The sequence below is a fragment of the Halorubrum lacusprofundi ATCC 49239 genome (genome assembly GCF_000022205.1).
GTDB classification, from domain to species: Archaea; Halobacteriota; Halobacteria; order Halobacteriales; family Haloferacaceae; genus Halorubrum; species Halorubrum lacusprofundi.
This window is the reverse complement of record NC_012029.1, coordinates 581,699-595,947: the sequence shown is the minus strand read 5'-3', so window position 1 is coordinate 595,947 and position 14,249 is coordinate 581,699. Positions and strand designations below refer to the sequence as shown.

18 protein-coding genes are annotated in these 14,249 nt (G+C 68.9%); 8 read left to right on the top strand and 10 right to left on the bottom strand.

The window, feature by feature from the left end; all coding sequences use genetic code 11:
* Positions 1 to 116 precede the first annotated feature (116 nt).
* The 3 genes from HLAC_RS02865 to HLAC_RS02855 all read right to left on the bottom strand — a co-directional run bounded on the left by HLAC_RS02865 (position 117) and on the right by HLAC_RS02855 (position 3,978).
* The gene (locus HLAC_RS02865) at positions 117 to 2,645 is read right to left on the bottom strand and encodes a heavy metal translocating P-type ATPase (RefSeq protein ID WP_012659812.1); all 2,529 of its coding nucleotides are present in this window, start codon (positions 2,643 to 2,645) and stop codon (positions 117 to 119) included.
* A 3-nt stretch (positions 2,646 to 2,648) separates the two neighbouring features.
* Positions 2,649 to 3,476 carry a sulfite exporter TauE/SafE family protein gene (locus HLAC_RS02860; RefSeq protein WP_049933642.1) on the bottom strand — a complete coding sequence of 276 codons (828 nt, stop codon included), beginning with the start codon at positions 3,474 to 3,476 and terminating at the stop codon, positions 2,649 to 2,651.
* 76 nt (positions 3,477 to 3,552) lie between these two features.
* Positions 3,553 to 3,978 (bottom strand): plastocyanin/azurin family copper-binding protein, encoded by a 426-nt coding sequence (locus HLAC_RS02855; protein WP_012659810.1) that lies wholly within the window; start codon positions 3,976 to 3,978, stop codon positions 3,553 to 3,555.
* A gap of 278 nt (positions 3,979 to 4,256) precedes the next feature.
* On the opposite strand from HLAC_RS02855, the gene HLAC_RS02850 reads away from it, so the two are divergent.
* The 4 genes from HLAC_RS02850 to HLAC_RS02835 all read left to right on the top strand — a co-directional run bounded on the left by HLAC_RS02850 (position 4,257) and on the right by HLAC_RS02835 (position 7,663).
* The gene (locus HLAC_RS02850; protein ID WP_049933641.1) at positions 4,257 to 5,078 is read left to right on the top strand and encodes a bacteriorhodopsin; all 822 of its coding nucleotides are present in this window, start codon (positions 4,257 to 4,259) and stop codon (positions 5,076 to 5,078) included.
* A gap of 118 nt (positions 5,079 to 5,196) precedes the next feature.
* Positions 5,197 to 5,535 (top strand): peptidyl-tRNA hydrolase Pth2, encoded by a 339-nt coding sequence (gene pth2 / locus HLAC_RS02845; protein WP_012659808.1) that lies wholly within the window; start codon positions 5,197 to 5,199, stop codon positions 5,533 to 5,535.
* The gene (gene truD / locus HLAC_RS02840) at positions 5,536 to 6,987 is read left to right on the top strand and encodes a tRNA pseudouridine(13) synthase TruD (protein WP_012659807.1); all 1,452 of its coding nucleotides are present in this window, start codon (positions 5,536 to 5,538) and stop codon (positions 6,985 to 6,987) included.
* A gap of 121 nt (positions 6,988 to 7,108) precedes the next feature.
* Positions 7,109 to 7,663 (top strand): GMP synthase subunit A, encoded by a 555-nt coding sequence (locus tag HLAC_RS02835; protein WP_012659806.1) that lies wholly within the window; start codon positions 7,109 to 7,111, stop codon positions 7,661 to 7,663.
* A gap of 10 nt (positions 7,664 to 7,673) precedes the next feature.
* Here the strand turns inward: HLAC_RS02835 and HLAC_RS02830 are convergent, their stop codons facing one another.
* The 7 genes from HLAC_RS02830 to HLAC_RS02800 form a co-directional block, all read right to left on the bottom strand.
* Positions 7,674 to 8,099: a universal stress protein gene (locus tag HLAC_RS02830; protein WP_012659805.1), complete on the bottom strand. Its 426-nt coding sequence runs from the start codon at positions 8,097 to 8,099 to the stop codon at positions 7,674 to 7,676.
* 70 nt (positions 8,100 to 8,169) lie between these two features.
* Positions 8,170 to 8,367, bottom strand: coding sequence for an HVO_0649 family zinc finger protein (locus HLAC_RS02825; RefSeq protein WP_012659804.1), 198 nt, complete (start codon positions 8,365 to 8,367; stop codon positions 8,170 to 8,172).
* Positions 8,368 to 8,500: 133 nt separating this feature from the next.
* Entirely contained in the window at positions 8,501 to 8,803 is a 303-nt protein-coding gene (locus tag HLAC_RS02820; RefSeq protein WP_012659803.1) for a DUF3194 domain-containing protein, read from the bottom strand.
* A gap of 6 nt (positions 8,804 to 8,809) precedes the next feature.
* Positions 8,810 to 9,193, bottom strand: a complete 384-nt coding sequence (locus tag HLAC_RS02815; protein ID WP_049933639.1) for a prefoldin subunit beta — start codon at positions 9,191 to 9,193, stop codon at positions 8,810 to 8,812.
* Positions 9,194 to 9,307: 114 nt separating this feature from the next.
* Positions 9,308 to 9,571, bottom strand: a complete 264-nt coding sequence (locus HLAC_RS02810; protein ID WP_012659801.1) for a KEOPS complex subunit Pcc1 — start codon at positions 9,569 to 9,571, stop codon at positions 9,308 to 9,310.
* Between the two features lie 23 nt (positions 9,572 to 9,594).
* Positions 9,595 to 9,729 carry a DNA-directed RNA polymerase subunit P gene (locus tag HLAC_RS02805; protein ID WP_004049526.1) on the bottom strand — a complete coding sequence of 45 codons (135 nt, stop codon included), beginning with the start codon at positions 9,727 to 9,729 and terminating at the stop codon, positions 9,595 to 9,597.
* A gap of 4 nt (positions 9,730 to 9,733) precedes the next feature.
* Positions 9,734 to 10,000 (bottom strand): eL43 family ribosomal protein, encoded by a 267-nt coding sequence (locus tag HLAC_RS02800; RefSeq protein ID WP_008849122.1) that lies wholly within the window; start codon positions 9,998 to 10,000, stop codon positions 9,734 to 9,736.
* A 205-nt stretch (positions 10,001 to 10,205) separates the two neighbouring features.
* Here HLAC_RS02800 and HLAC_RS02795 point away from each other — a divergent pair, with 205 nt between their 5' ends.
* From HLAC_RS02795 to HLAC_RS02780, 4 genes are all read left to right on the top strand, one after another.
* A complete protein-coding gene (locus tag HLAC_RS02795; protein WP_012659800.1) occupies positions 10,206 to 10,712 on the top strand; it encodes a metal-dependent hydrolase in 507 nt (168 codons plus the stop codon).
* A 108-nt stretch (positions 10,713 to 10,820) separates the two neighbouring features.
* A complete protein-coding gene (gene pyk / locus HLAC_RS02790) occupies positions 10,821 to 12,578 on the top strand; it encodes a pyruvate kinase (protein ID WP_012659799.1) in 1,758 nt (585 codons plus the stop codon).
* Positions 12,579 to 12,707: 129 nt separating this feature from the next.
* Positions 12,708 to 12,968, top strand: coding sequence for a DUF7312 domain-containing protein (locus HLAC_RS02785; RefSeq protein WP_012659798.1), 261 nt, complete (start codon positions 12,708 to 12,710; stop codon positions 12,966 to 12,968).
* A gap of 121 nt (positions 12,969 to 13,089) precedes the next feature.
* Entirely contained in the window at positions 13,090 to 13,707 is a 618-nt protein-coding gene (locus tag HLAC_RS02780; RefSeq protein ID WP_012659797.1) for an NfeD family protein, read from the top strand.
* Positions 13,708 to 14,249 lie beyond the last annotated feature (542 nt).

Below are 14,249 nucleotides of genomic sequence, written 5' to 3'. Positions count from 1 at the left end.
AAAGACTGCAGATCTCGTGACATACGCGACGGTAGTCGCGTGAGCCGAAAGTCGCTTGCGGTCCCGGTGGTCGGGGAGAGGCGGGACGGTCGAAAGCGATTCCGACGACCTCCCGGTTAGTCGTCCAGCAGCGGCCGCGAGGAGTTCGTTACGACGAGCAGACTGGAGGCGCCCATCGCGACCGCGGCGAAAAGCGGGTTGAGCAGGCCGGTCACCGCGAGCGGGATCGCGATCGCGTTGTAGCAGAGCGCCCAGCCGATGTTGCCCTTTACGCGCCGACCCGCGGCCCGCGAGAGCTCGAAGACGGTCGCCACGGAGTCGAGGTTGTCGTCGACGATCGCCACGTCGGCCGCATCAGCCGCCATCGCGGTCCCGCCACCGAGCGCGACCCCGAGATCCGCCGCGGCGAGCGCCGGCGCGTCGTTGGTGCCGTCGCCGACCATCACCGTCTGCCCGCTCGCCTTCAGCCGCTCGACAGTCTCCGCTTTCCCCTCCGGCGGCACGCCCGCAAACACCGACGCGATCGCGTCGTGCTCGCGAAAGACGGTCGCCGCGCGCTCGTCGTCCCCGGTGAGAACGACGACCTCGACGCCCGAGTCGGCGAGCGCAGTCACGGTCTCCTCCCATCCTTCGCGCAGCTCGTCGCCGACCACGACGACCCCCTCCGCGGCGCCGTCGCGGCCGACGGCGACCGGGACGCGACCCACGTCGCGGGCCGCCGCCACGGCCTCGCGGATCCCGTTGGGGACCGCCCACCCGCGCTCGTCGAACAGGTCCGGATGTCCAACGACGACCTCGATCCCGTCGACGACCCCGGAGACCCCGCGAGCGTGACTCTCGAAGTCGGTGACGGGGAGGGTGTCGTTGGGCTCTGTCGACTCTGCCGCCCCGCCGTCGGCGACCGCGGGCGACGCGGCGTCGGGATCCGATACGGCGCCGGCGTCTTCGAGGTCACCACCGCCCGCGTGCACCGCGGCGATGGCCTGTCCGACCGGGTGCGCCGAGCGCTCCTCCAGCGCGGCGGCGAGCCGGAGCAGGCCGTCGTCGAGGTCAGCCGCGACCACGCGCATCTCGCCAGTGGTGAGGGTCCCCGTCTTGTCGAAGACGACGGTGTCGGCGCCGCGGAGGCGCTCGAAGACGGTGTCGTCGAAGATCACGATGGAGCGTTCGAGCGCGTCCCGGATCCCGGCAGCGACCGCGAGCGGGGTCGCGAGCCCGAGCGCGCACGGACACGAGACGATGAGCACCGTGAGCCCGACGAGCATCGCCTCCGTCACCCCGTTGCCGAGCGCGAGGTTCGCGCCCGCGGCGAGGAGCGCGACCGCGAGCACGACCGGGACGAATATCGTCGCCAGCCGGTCGGCGAGCTTCTGGACGCCGTGGTTCCCGCTCTGGAGGTCCCAGACGAGCTCCGCGACGCGGTCGAGGCTGGAGGTCGCGTCCGGACCGACTTCGACCGTCAGCGAGCCGTCCGCGACCACGGAGCCGCCGACGACGGCGTCGCCGGGCGTCTTCCGGACCGGCATCGACTCGCCGGTGATGACCGACTCGTCGACGGCGGCGTCGCCCGCGACCGCCTCACCATCGACCGGGATCCGCTCGCCGGCGCGGACGAGCAGGCGGTCGCCGGAGGCGAGGTCGTCGATAGCGACTTCCTCGGTCTCGCCGGCGTTTTCGCTGTCGGCACTTCCTTTTCCGTCGCTCTCTCCGCCACCGACCAGCCGCCGAGCGCTGTCGACCTGCACCGCGGTGAGATCCGAGAGCAGCTCCGTCGCGCGCTTCTTGATCGAGTCCTCGTAGTGGTTGCCGACGGTGACGATCACGATGATCGCGACGGTCACGTCGTAGTATATCGACGGCGAATCGACGAAGATCACGGCGAGCGTGCTGTAGGCGTACGCGCTCACCGCCGCGATCGCGACGAGTAAGTCCATGTTCGGCGACCGCGTCTTCGCGCTGACGTACGCGCCTCTGAGTATCGGTTTCCCGGTAATGAACAGGACCACCGTCGTCAGCACGGCGATCACGATGAAGAAGTACGTTCCCGAGGAGGACGCCATCGCCTGGTTGAGGTACTCTAAGGTGCGCTCGTTGTAGAAGGGGAACGCGAAGTACGTCGGGTAGATGATGACGATGTACTGGAGCATAACCGCCATCCCGACGAGCACGCCAACCGCGAGCCGCGCCGTCGCCATGTTGTCCGCCTGCCGGCGCGAGAAGGCGTCGTCGCGGTCGTACGCGCTGTAGCCGAGCCCGCTCACCGCCTCCGAGAGGTCGTCGGTGGAGACCGCGTCGGGGTCGTGGTCGATCCGCACCGTGTCCGTGACGTAGCTCGCGCTGGCGGCGCTGACCCCCTCGGTCTGCGTGGCGACCGTCTCGATGAACGCCTCGCAGGTCGCGCAGTGCATCCCGTCGACTTCGAGGAACGTCGCCTCGTGGTCGACGGGGACCTCGGTGTCGTCGGCCGCGCTCTCGTCCTCGTTCCCCTGCCGCCGTTCGCGCACCGCGTCGGCGTCGACATCGACATCGCCGAGCGTCTCGTACACGTCCCGACAGCCCGTACAGCAGAACTCGTTGCCCTCGTCGTCGATCACGTCGACGCCCGCGGTCGGGAGCTCACAGAGGGTGCAGTCGGGTGCGCTCATCGGTTAGCGGCCCCCCGCGCCCGCGATGTCGATTGGGTTCCAGAAGGGCAAGCTCGGATGCGGTACGTGGACGCCGATCGCCATCAGTCCGTGCGCGAACAGGACGTAGCCGAGCGCCACGAAGGCGACGCCGAGCAGGCGGTGGACGCGGCGGCGGTGGACCGCGTCGACGCTCTCGATGACGGTGCCGTAGAGGAAGACGGCGGGCATCGTGCCGACGCCGAGCGCCGCAAGCGCGAGCGCCCCGCTGACGGCGGAGCCGCTGGCGAACGCGTAGAGGTACGCCGGGTAGAGGATCGGACACGGGAGCAGCCCGTGGACCGCACCGAGCCCGACGATCCCGGGCCCGTTGGCGAGCCGGTCGACGTGGCCCGTGAGCCAGCCGGTGACGCGGTCGAGCCCCGGGAGGTGGATCCCGCCGGTCGCGCCGCCGAGGACGTACCGGATCCCGATGAGGATCACGGCTGCACCGACGCCGATCCCGACGACGCCGCGGACCGCCTCCGCAGCGCCCGTCACCGTCGCGGTCGTGACGAGGACGGCTCCGCCGAGCGCGCCGAGCGCCGCGCCGATGGTCGCGTAGCTCGCGGCCCGCCCGAGGTTGAACAGCGCGTGCTGGCGGACCTCGTACGTGGTCAAGTGACTCCCGCGTCGGGTGTCGGTCGCGCCGGCGGTAGGCGCTCCGCCGTCGGCGCGCTCGCTCCCCTCACGCATCCGTCCGGCGTACACCGTGACGAGCGGGCCGCACATCCCGATACAGTGGGCGCCGCCGAGCAGCCCGATGACGAAGAACAGCAGGACGTCGGTCCCGAGAAGCGTCGAGATGTCCATGAGTCGAATCATCTGGGGTTGGGGTCGCGTGCGCTAATGGGTTTCGTCGGGGACGGTCCGGGTCGATTCCGGCGCATCACTCCTCCACGAAGACGGTCGCGTACATCCCGCCTGTCTCGTGCGGGATACAGACGTAGTCGTAGCGGCCGGCGATCTCGAAGGTGTGTGTAAAGCGGTCGCCGCTCTCCAACGCGCCGCCGAAGTCGTTGTGCCACGCGGTGCGGGCGGTTTTCTCGTCGTCGAAGCCGCCGGAGGCGAAGTAGTCGGCCGCCTCCGGAATCCCGCCCTCGTAGGCAGTGACGGTGTGGGTCCGCGCGCTCGTGTTCTCCCAAACGACGGTGTCGCCGACGGCGACGGTCAGCTCCGCCGGGCGGTACCCGTCAGCGACCATCCCCACGTCGTAGCCCGGTTCGCCGCCGACAGACGAACAGCCGGCGAGGGCGGTCGTCGCCGCGACGCCCCCGGCCGCGCCGATCCGTCGGAGGAACCGTCTACGGTGCATACTTCAACTCCGAACTTCACGCGTTTCAATATCGCGGTTCGTCCCGTCTCGCGGGAACCGCTCGAACGCTGTGCCGACGCGGTCGCGGCAGATATCCCTGATGAGCACTCGGGCGGGACAGCCGAAACGTAGTGACAGAGTACGCGTCTGTCGAAATTCGTCGAAAGACCGCACGTGAATGGTTGGTTCATTTAACTTTCTCGCGGCGTAACCAGAAACGTCGCATGATAGAAACAGCAGCGACCGACCTACTCGTGCAGAGTATCGTTCCGCTCGAAGTGACGCAAACAGAGGCGTTCCAATACATCCAGTCAGACGCGCTCCTGAGCGCGTCGCTGTGGGTCAACATCGCCCTCGCGGGCCTGTCGATCCTGCTCTTCGTCTATATGGGACGGAACGTGGAGGACCCGCGCGCACAGCTGATATTCGTCGCCACCCTGATGGTACCGCTCGTGTCAATCTCGAGCTACACCGGGCTCGTGTCCGGGCTCACTGTCGGTTTCCTCGAGATGCCGGCCGGACACGCGTTGGCCGGGGTCGGGACCGGGCCGGACGGAACCGTGTTCACCCCGTGGGGCCGGTACCTCACGTGGGCGCTGTCGACGCCGATGATCCTCATCGCGCTCGGCCTGCTCGCCGGATCGAACGTGACGAAGCTGTTCACGGCCGTCGCGGCCGACATCGGAATGTGCATCACGGGCCTCGCGGCCGCGCTGACGACGTCCTCCTACGCGCTGCGCTGGGTCTGGTACGTCATCAGCTGCGCGTTCTTCGCCGTCGTCCTCTACATCCTCCTCGCCGAGTGGGCGGAAGACGCCGAGATCGCCGGCACCGCCGAGATCTTCAACACGCTGAAGATACTCACCGTCGTCCTGTGGCTCGGCTACCCGATCGTCTGGGGGCTCGGCGCTGAGGGGCTCGCGGTGATCCAGTCGCCCGCGGTCACCTCGTGGGCCTACAGCGGCTTCGACATCATCGCGAAGTACCTCTTCGCGTTCCTCCTGTTGCGCTGGGTCGCCAGTAACGAGGGGACGGTCGCCAACATGGCGTCCGGCCTCGGCTCGGTCTCCCGCAGCGGCGCGGCGCCGGCCGACGACTGAGGGAGCGGTCACGTTCGCTCCTTTGCGGATTCCTCTTCGCCCCGTCTCGACGGCCGCCAGCCGCCGACACGGCTGACGAGAGAACAGAGCTAAACCCGCGGCGGCGGTGGAGAGAGACATGAAACAGGCCATCGTCGCCCGCACCGACATCGGGATGGGCGAGGGGAAACTCGCCGCGCAGGTCGCGCACGCGTCGCTGTCGGCGTATCAGGACGCCGGCCGGCGCGTCCGCAAGAAGTGGCAGGGAGAGGGACAGAAGAAGGTGGTTCTCAAAGGCGACTCCGAGAGCCAGCTGTTCGAACTGGCCGACAAGGCGGACAAGGAGGGGATCCCGTACGCGATCATCCGCGACGCCGGCCACACCCAACTGGAGCCGGGAACCGTCACCGCGCTCGCCGTGGGGCCCGCCCGCGACGACACCGTCGACCGCGTGACCGGCGACCTCTCGCTGTACTAAATGGCGCCGTCCATCCCCCTCCGCGAGGCGCACCCGGCCGAGCGCGCCGCGGGAATCGACCACTACGTCAGCGACGCCGACGGGATCGGTGGCCGGCTCCGCGAGTCGCCCGACGACTTCCGCGTCCGCGAACTGGAGGCGTTCGAGCCGGAGCCGCTCGGCGCGGACACCGGGAGCTACCCCGAACTCGTCGTCCGCGTCACCCTCCGCGACTGGGACACGAACGACTTCGCGCGCCGGATCTCCGACGCCCTCGGTATCAGCCGCGAGCGCGTGTCGTGGGCGGGGACGAAGGACAAGCGCGCCGTCACCACGCAGCTGTTCACGCTCCGCGAGGTCGACCCCGACGATCTCCCCGAGATCCGCGGCGCCGAGATCGAGCCCCTCGGCCGCGCCGGTCGCAGGCTCTCGTTCGGCGACCTCGCGGGCAACGCCTTCGAGATCCGCGTCGCCGATACGGTCCCCGAGGCTCCCGAGCGCGTCGCCGACGTGGTCGGTGACCTTCGGGCGTTCGGGGGCGACGCGGAAGAGGCGAAAGACGACGCCACCGTCGGCGTCCCCAACTACTTCGGCCAGCAGCGCTTCGGGAGTCGGCGGCCCGTCACCCACCGCGTCGGGCTCGCCGTCGTACGCGACGACTTCCGCGAGGCGGTGCGGCTGTACGCCGGCAACTCCTCGGATACGGAGCCCGACGACACCCGCGCCGCGCGCGACCGGGTGGACGCCGCGTTCGGGGTCGGGGGGGACGATACGGGAGACGGCTCCGACCCCTCCGCCGACGGCACCGGCGACGGCGACTGGGAAACCTGCCTCGACGCGATCCCGGGCAAGCTCCGGTTCGAGCGCTCGATGGTCCACCGGCTCGCCGAGCGGGACGTGGCTCCCGACGCGCCGCCGGATCACGAGGACTGGCGGCACGCGCTGGAGGCGGTCCCCTCGAACCTCCAGCGACTCTTCGTCAACGCCGCTCAGTCGTTCCTGTTCAATCAGGTGCTGAGCGAGCGCCTGCGCCGCGGCCTCTCGTTTGACCGACCCGTCGCCGGCGACGTGGTGTGTTTCGCCGACGGCGACGCTCCCGAGGAGCTGTACGCGCCCGACACGGACCGGCTCCAACGGGTCGACGAGGACAGAGTTGCCGTCGTCACCCGCCACTGCGAGCGCGGTCGGGCGTTCGTCACCGCCCCCCTCATCGGCACGGAGACGGACCTCGGAGACGGTGAGCCCGGCGAGATAGAGCGCGAGGTTCTCGCCGACGCCGGGATCGAGCCCGGCGACTTCGCGCTCCCCGGCGACTTTGACTCGTCGGGTACTCGGCGGGCGATCCTGCTCCGAAGCGACCTCAACGTGACGTTCGACGACGGCGATCCACGGTTCGCGTTCGCGCTTCCGAGCGGATCGTACGCGACGGTGCTCCTCCGGGAGTTCACGAAGAGCGGCCCGCTCGACCTCTGAGCGGCGCGCGCCGCAAATCGATCCTCGTTCGTGCATTATCGAACGATCTTATCGTGCGAAACCACCACGATACTGCGCTCCGTTCCGAGCCGTTTTTGTGCGGGAGTCGCCAATCGGCGCCATGACCCGGATCGTCGTCATCGACCTCCACGGCCAGTTCACCCACCTCGAACGGCGGGCGCTCCGCGACGTGGGCGTCGACACCGAGATCGTCTCGGCGGACACGCCCCCCGCGGAGATCGACGCAGACGGGATCGTCCTCTCCGGCGGCCCAGACATGGATCGCGTCGGCAACGCCCCGGACTACCTCGATCTGGACGTTCCCGTGCTCGGAATCTGTCTCGGGATGCAGCTGATCGCGGTCGAGCGCGGCGGCGCGGTCGGCGGCGGTGACTACGGGGGCTACGCCGATGTCGACGTAGAGATCGTCGACGACGAGGACCCGCTCGTCGGCTCGCTAGCCCCGAAGACGCGCGTCTGGGCGTCGCACGCCGACGAGGTAGTCGAGGTCCCCGAGGGGTTCGTCCGGACCGCGACCTCCGACGTCTGCGACGTGGAGGCGATGTCGAACACGGAGGCGGGACTGTACGGCGTCCAGTGGCACCCCGAGGTCGCCCACACCGAGCGCGGCGAGGAAGTGTTCGAGAACTTCGTCGCGATCTGCGAGTCCGCGTAGGAGGGGAGCCTCAGTCACCGATGTGCGCCGTCAACACCGGGAGCTTGCTGTGTCGCACGACCCGCTCAGCGACCGAGCCCGCCGTGACGAACCGGCCGAGTCCGGTGCGGCCGTGGGTCCCCATCACGATCAGGTCGACCCCGTAGTCGGTCGCGGCGTCGAGGATCTCCTCGTGCGGGCGACCGCGTCGGAGGTGGCGCTCGACCTCGATACCGCGGTCCGCGGCCGCCTCGGCAACCGCGTCGAGCGCGCGCTCGCCCCGCTCTTCCTCCCGGTCGACGACAAGGTCCCACTCGTCAGCGCCCGCGATCCCCTCGTCGACGACGAACAGCGCGTGGATCCGTGCGCCCGTCAGTTCAGCGAGGTCGCAGGCCTGCTCGACCGCGGCGTCACTTCCAGCGCTGCCGTCCGTGGGACAGAGGATCGCGTCGTACATGTCGACGATACCATGCACCGGTGGAGGTTAACGGTTGGCAGGGATTAGCGGGAGCCGGCCGGCTGCCTTTTCAGAACTGGTACCGCTGGACACGCTCGGTCCCGCAGCTCGGACACTCCCGGCGGTACTCGACGGTCGCACCTGTCGTCACCGCTTCCCACGACCCCTCCTCGTCGACGAACCCGCACTCCTCGCAGGCGTGGGGCCGACCGTTGAGCCGCGCGCGGAGCCGATCGAAGGCCGACATACCGCCGTAGCTAGATGACATACGGTACCAATACGCAATGACATGATTAATAAGTATTGATCAGTGGGTTATCGGATAGAGGCCGCGCTACCAGCGCTCACGTCGCTCGTCGTCGTTAACCATCGAAACGACCCGAAAAGAACGGCGCGCCGCCCTACGCCTCGAACAGTTCGTCGACCGCCTCGCCGGCGGTCTCGGCCGCCTCGCGGGCGACCGCGTCCGGGTCGGGATCGTCGGGGGCGTTCAGGTAGACGTCCACGTCGAGAACGCCATCCTCGAACGTGACCGTCACGTCCAGATCGGTCACCGCCGACTGGTCGTAGTGGGCGAACACGACGCCCTCGGCTGCTTTCGCAGCGGTACGGACGACCTCGTCGTCGGTAGGCCCCTCGTCAGCGGCCTCGTCGGCTACGTCACGCGGTCCGTCGGTCGGTCCGTCGCTCGATTCGTCAGACATCGGCACTTACGCGCCGCCCGCGCCCGGACCGCCCGGACCCATCGGGCCGCCGCCGGCGCCGCCCTGGAGCATCTGCTGAAGCTCGCCCTGCAGGTCGTCGAACTGCTCTTGGACGCGCTCCTCCTGCTTTTCGAGCTGCTCGGTGCGCACTTCGAGGGAGTCAACCTTGTTCTCGAGGTCGTCGTAGGCGGACTCGTAGTCCGTCTCGACGAGGACCTCGCCGATCTCGCGGTACATCCCGGCGTCCTCGTCGACGTCTTCGAGGGCGTCGAGCGCCGTCTTGGACTCGTTGAGCGCGGACTGAGCCTGCTCTTTCTGCTCGGCGACCTGCTGTGCGGTCTCCTGCAGCTCCTGTAGCTCCTCGATTTTCTCCTGTGCCTCGGGCGGCATGTTCCCTTGCATAGGCGAGACGAGGCGGTCCGGACGGAAAAACCCCCGACTTCTCCGACGACAACTGATTCACTGGATACAGCCCTAGAAAGTCAGGGTATCGGCGAATCGGTGCTACTGTCGACCGCGTCCCGAGCCGACGCGCTCAGCGACTTCGACCAGCCGTGACCAGCTGTTGATCCCGGCGCGGAGAGCGACGAGATCGTCGGCGGCGACGCGGACCCGGACTGCGTCGCCGTCGCGGGAGACGGTCGCCGCGGAGCGGGCGTCGTCGATCTCGCCGACCTCTGGTTCGAGCGCATCGCCGACGAGACGTGCGCGCCGCTGGGAGGGGTAGCGGAACGAAAGGACCGTCTCGTGTGCGCGGTCGGCGGTCACGGTGGCGGGGTCGGAACGCGGAGTTACTCGACGTTCACTTCCTTCACGTCGCCGCCGCGCTCCTTCAGGAGGACGCGGTGACCGCAGTACGGACAGCGCACGCCGCCGTACTCGTCGAGGGTAACGTCGCGCTTACAGCGGGAGCACTTGTAGCTCATCGCCTTACTCCTCGTCGGCGAGCGCGGCGCGGATGGAACGGCGGACGGTGCGACCGCCGGGCGTCTCGGGGCGGTACGCACCGCCGGTGAACGTCTCGCCGGTCTCCTCGTTGACCCAGATGCCGGTACCCACGCGCTTGACGTCGTCGCCGTCGACGGTCGCGTTCTGCATCTCCTCTTCGATATCCTGGACTCGTTTGCGGGAGACCCGGCCGTAGCGGGCGCCGAATCGGCCCGCGCTGCCGGTGCTTCGTGCCTTGTCCTCAGCCATAGTGAGTCCGTCTACCGCCAGCGCGGGTAAAAAGGCTACGAGTCGGGGACGCTTGGAAGCGCGCTACGCAGGCGATGCCCCGGCGCCGACCAACGACTGAGGCGCAGGCCTCGCGGCCGACACCCCCGGAATCCGCGACCGACGCCCCGCTGACGCCTTCCCTCTTCCCCGACGGGTTTTTCTCCGCCTTCCCCGAGCATCGCCCATGTACTGGCGGGGCCACGTCGGGATCGCGCTGCTCGCGTACGCGCCGGTCGCGGGGGCGGTTCGAGTCGCTGGCGAGCCCGAACTGACCGTTCTCGGCGCGGCGGTCGCCGTCACGTTTGCGACGCTCCCCGATCTCGATCACCGGCTGCCGGTCGCACACCGCGGCCCAACGCACACGATTGCGTTCGCGTTGACGGCGGGCGTACTCGTCGCCCTCGCGGCCGCGATCGTCTTTCCTGTAGGCGACGGGACCGCTCCCGCTACAGCCGCCGGAACCGCTCTCCCACCGTGGACCCCGGGCTTCGTCGGGGGCATCGCAACGCTCTCCCTCTGTTCGCACGTCGCCGGCGACGCGATCACACCGATGGGAATCTGGCCGCTCCGCCCGTTCCGAGGGTGGCACGTCACCCTCGATCTGACGCCGGCGGCGAACCCGCGTGCGAACCGGCTGTTCCTTGGTGCCGGTGTCGCCGCCCTCGCGCTGTCGGTCGCGCTCACGCTCTGAGTCGTCCTCTCCGGGATCGGGACCGTGCCCGGAGCAACCGTCACGAACGTTCACTCGGTGGCGACTCAACCGTGTGGCTTTTTCCTCTCCTGCGCCAAATCCGGCGATATGCGAAACGCCAAGATCGTCTGTACGATCGGTCCCGCGTCGGACAGCCGGGACGCGATCCGCGACCTCGCCGACGCGGGGATGTCCGTCGTCCGGCTGAACGCCAGCCACGGGACGACGGCCCACCGCGAGGAGGTCATCGAACGGGCCCGCGCCGTCGACAACGAGATCGACGACCCCCTCGCGGTGATGGTCGACCTGAAGGGGCCGGAGGTCCGGACCGCCGAACTCGACGAGTCGATCTCGCTCGCGACCGGGTCCGAGGTGACCTTCGTCGAGGGCGACGACGCCACGCCCGAGCGCGTCGGGCTCACCCACTCGATCGCGGCCGCCGGACCGGGAGACACCGTCCTCCTCGACGACGGGCGGATCGAGTGTCGGGTCGAGCGCGTCGACGGCGAGTCGGTCGTCGCCACCGTCGTCTCCGGCGGGAAGCTCAGCTCGCGGAAGGGCGTCAACCTCCCCGGCGTCGCCATCGACGTCGACCTCATCACCGCGGAGGACGAGGCCGAACTCGACCTCGCGGCGCGGACGAACGCCGACTTCGTCGCGGCCTCCTTCGTGCGAAACGCCAACGACGTCTACCGGATCGCAGACGCGCTGGAGGAGCGCGGCGGCGACGACATCCCGATCGTCGCGAAGATCGAGCGGGCGGGCGCGGTCGAGAACCTCGACGGGATCATCGACGCCGCCGACGGCGTGATGGTCGCGCGCGGCGACCTCGGCGTGGAGTGCCCGCTGGAGGACGTCCCCGTCATTCAGAAGCGAATCATCCGAAAGTGCGTCAACGCGGGCGTTCCCGTCATCACGGCGACGGAGATGCTCGACTCGATGGTCTCCTCCCGCCGACCGACGCGTGCGGAGGCGTCCGACGTGGCGAACGCGGTCCTCGACGGGACCGACGCCGTAATGCTGTCGGGCGAGACCGCAATCGGCGACGACCCCGTCAACGTCGTCGAGACGATGGACCGGATCGTCAGGCAGGTCGAGTCCAGCGACGAGTACGCGGAGACGCGCGAACAGCGCGTTCCGACTGCCGCAGAGGGCTCGCGAACCGAGGCGCTGGCCCGCTCCGCACGCTACCTCGCGCGCGACATCGGCGCCTCCACGGTGGTCGCCGTCTCGGAGTCCGGGTTCACGGCCCGCAAGACGGCGATGTTCCGGCCGGGCGTCCCCGTGGTCGCGACGACGCCGAGCGACCGCGTCCGGCGCCAGCTCGCGCTCTCGTGGGGAGTTCGCCCCGTGCTGACCGAGTACGCCCACGACATGGAGACGATCCTCGACAACGCGGTCGACGCCGCGCTCGACACCGGCGGAGCCGCCTCCGGCGACACGCTCGTCGTGCTCTCCGGCATGCTGACCGAGTTCGAAGGGACGAACACGACGAACACGCTCAAGGTCCACGTCGCCGCTGAGACGTTGGTGACTGGCAAGGCGGTCGTCGCTGGCCGCGTCGCGGCTCCGGTGTACCGCACCGCCGACGGCGACCTGAGCGACGTTCCCGAGGGGTCAGTCGTCGCGCTCGGCCCGAGCTTCGAGGGCGAATTCACCGGCGACCTCGACGCAATCGCCGGGATCGTCGACGCCCGCGAGGGGATGACGGGGTACCCCGCCGTAGTCGCTCGCGAACTCGGCGTCCCGATGGTCTCAGGCGCGCGGCTCCCCGAGAGCGTGACCGACGGGACCGTGGTGACGGTCGATGGCGAGCGCGGCGTGGTCTACGACGGCGACGTGATCGCGGCGACACAGAAGCGGTAGGGAGCGCGGAGGGCGGTATCCATTCGCACCCGCCACCATCCTCATCCACCTCCATTCGCTACCGTCCCCACCTGCCCCCATTCGCCATCACCCGCCAGCCATTTACTGGAGAACCGCCTAGCCGCGGGTATGAACAGCGACGACGGAGACAACGAGGGGAAGCGCGACGGCGTGCGGAGCCGGGCGAACGAGACGCGGGCGGACGCCGAGAGCGCCGACGAACGCGAGTGGCGGTTCGCCGTCGACGAAGTCGGTCCCGGCGGCGTTATCGAGGACACCCACACGCCCGAGACCGAGCCGATCGAACCCGAGTCGATCGACACCGAGCACGCCGTCTTCGTCGCGCTGGGGGTCGCGCTCACGGTGGGCGTGCTCCTCGTCGGATTCTGATCGATCGCCGTCACGTCGCGTACCGCTGTCGTCCCGCACCGCCGTCGTCCCCTACCGCTGTCGTCCCGCACCGCCGTCGTTCCGCACCACCACTTATACCCCCGCAGCCGTACGTCCGGATATGGACGTCCTCGTGCAGTCCGGACTCCTCTCTCCGGACACACTCCCCCTGCTGTTGTTGACGGCCGGGCTGTTGCTCTCGATGGCGGAGGCGCTCGCGCCGGGTGCGAACTTCATCGTGGTCGGGATCGCACTGATCGGGGCGGGGCTCGGCGGCCTCCTCCTCACGTCGCTCGGGGTTGCCGGTGCCGGACTGACCCTCGTCATGGCGGTCCTGACGCTCCTCTTCGGCGCGGCGGCCTTCTACGGCTACCACGAGTTCGATCTGTACGGCGGGAAAGGCCAACAGCAGACGAGCGACAGCGACGCGCTGAAGGGGAAGACCGGCACCGTCACCGAGGAGGTGACCACCGCCGGCGGCGAGGTGAAGCTCTCCGGCGGCGGCTTCAACCCCTACTACGCCGCGCGCTCGATCGAGGGGACGATCGAGGAGGGCGAAGAGGTGATGGTCGTCGACCCCGGCGGCGGCAACGTCGTCACCGTGGAGTCGATGGGGTACGTCGAGGACGACATCGACAAGGAGCTCGCCGCGGACAGGGCGCGGAAGGAAGCGCAGCGAGCGGCCGATGCGAGCGTGGACGACGAGCGAGAGCCCGAGACTGAGACCGAACGGGAGTGATCGCGACCGCGACGGCGATCCGGTGTATAAACGACTGAGCGACGGCAACGACCCCTTATAAGTCGACTACGGTGGCGTGCGCCTGCGAGCGCCCGCAGGACGCGAGCAGCCCGCACGAGGGAGTCGGTCGTCCGGAGCAACGCGGAGGGCGACCGACGAGGCTGGGGAGGCGTGAGGCTGCGGTCGCTGTGCGGGCGGGTGGGATTCAAAGGGGCAGTCGCGAGGACGAAGACGGGCGACGCAAGGACCGCAGGAGCGAACGCAGTGAGCGACGAGGACCGCAGCGAGCCCATCGAGTCCTCGCGGCTGGGGCTTTGGAAGTGTTCACCGTCGATCCGTCCGCAATCACTTATAAACAAGCGGCTGGGGCTTTGGAAGTGTTCACCGTCGATCCGTCTGCAATCGCTTATAAACAAGCGGCTGGGGCTTTGGAAGTGTTCACCGCCCGTTCATGGTAGACGGCTTATGAGTGATCGATGGTTCAAACGCCGGCCTGCCGACCACAAGAATCGACACAGTACCGATCGTACCAACAGAACGCA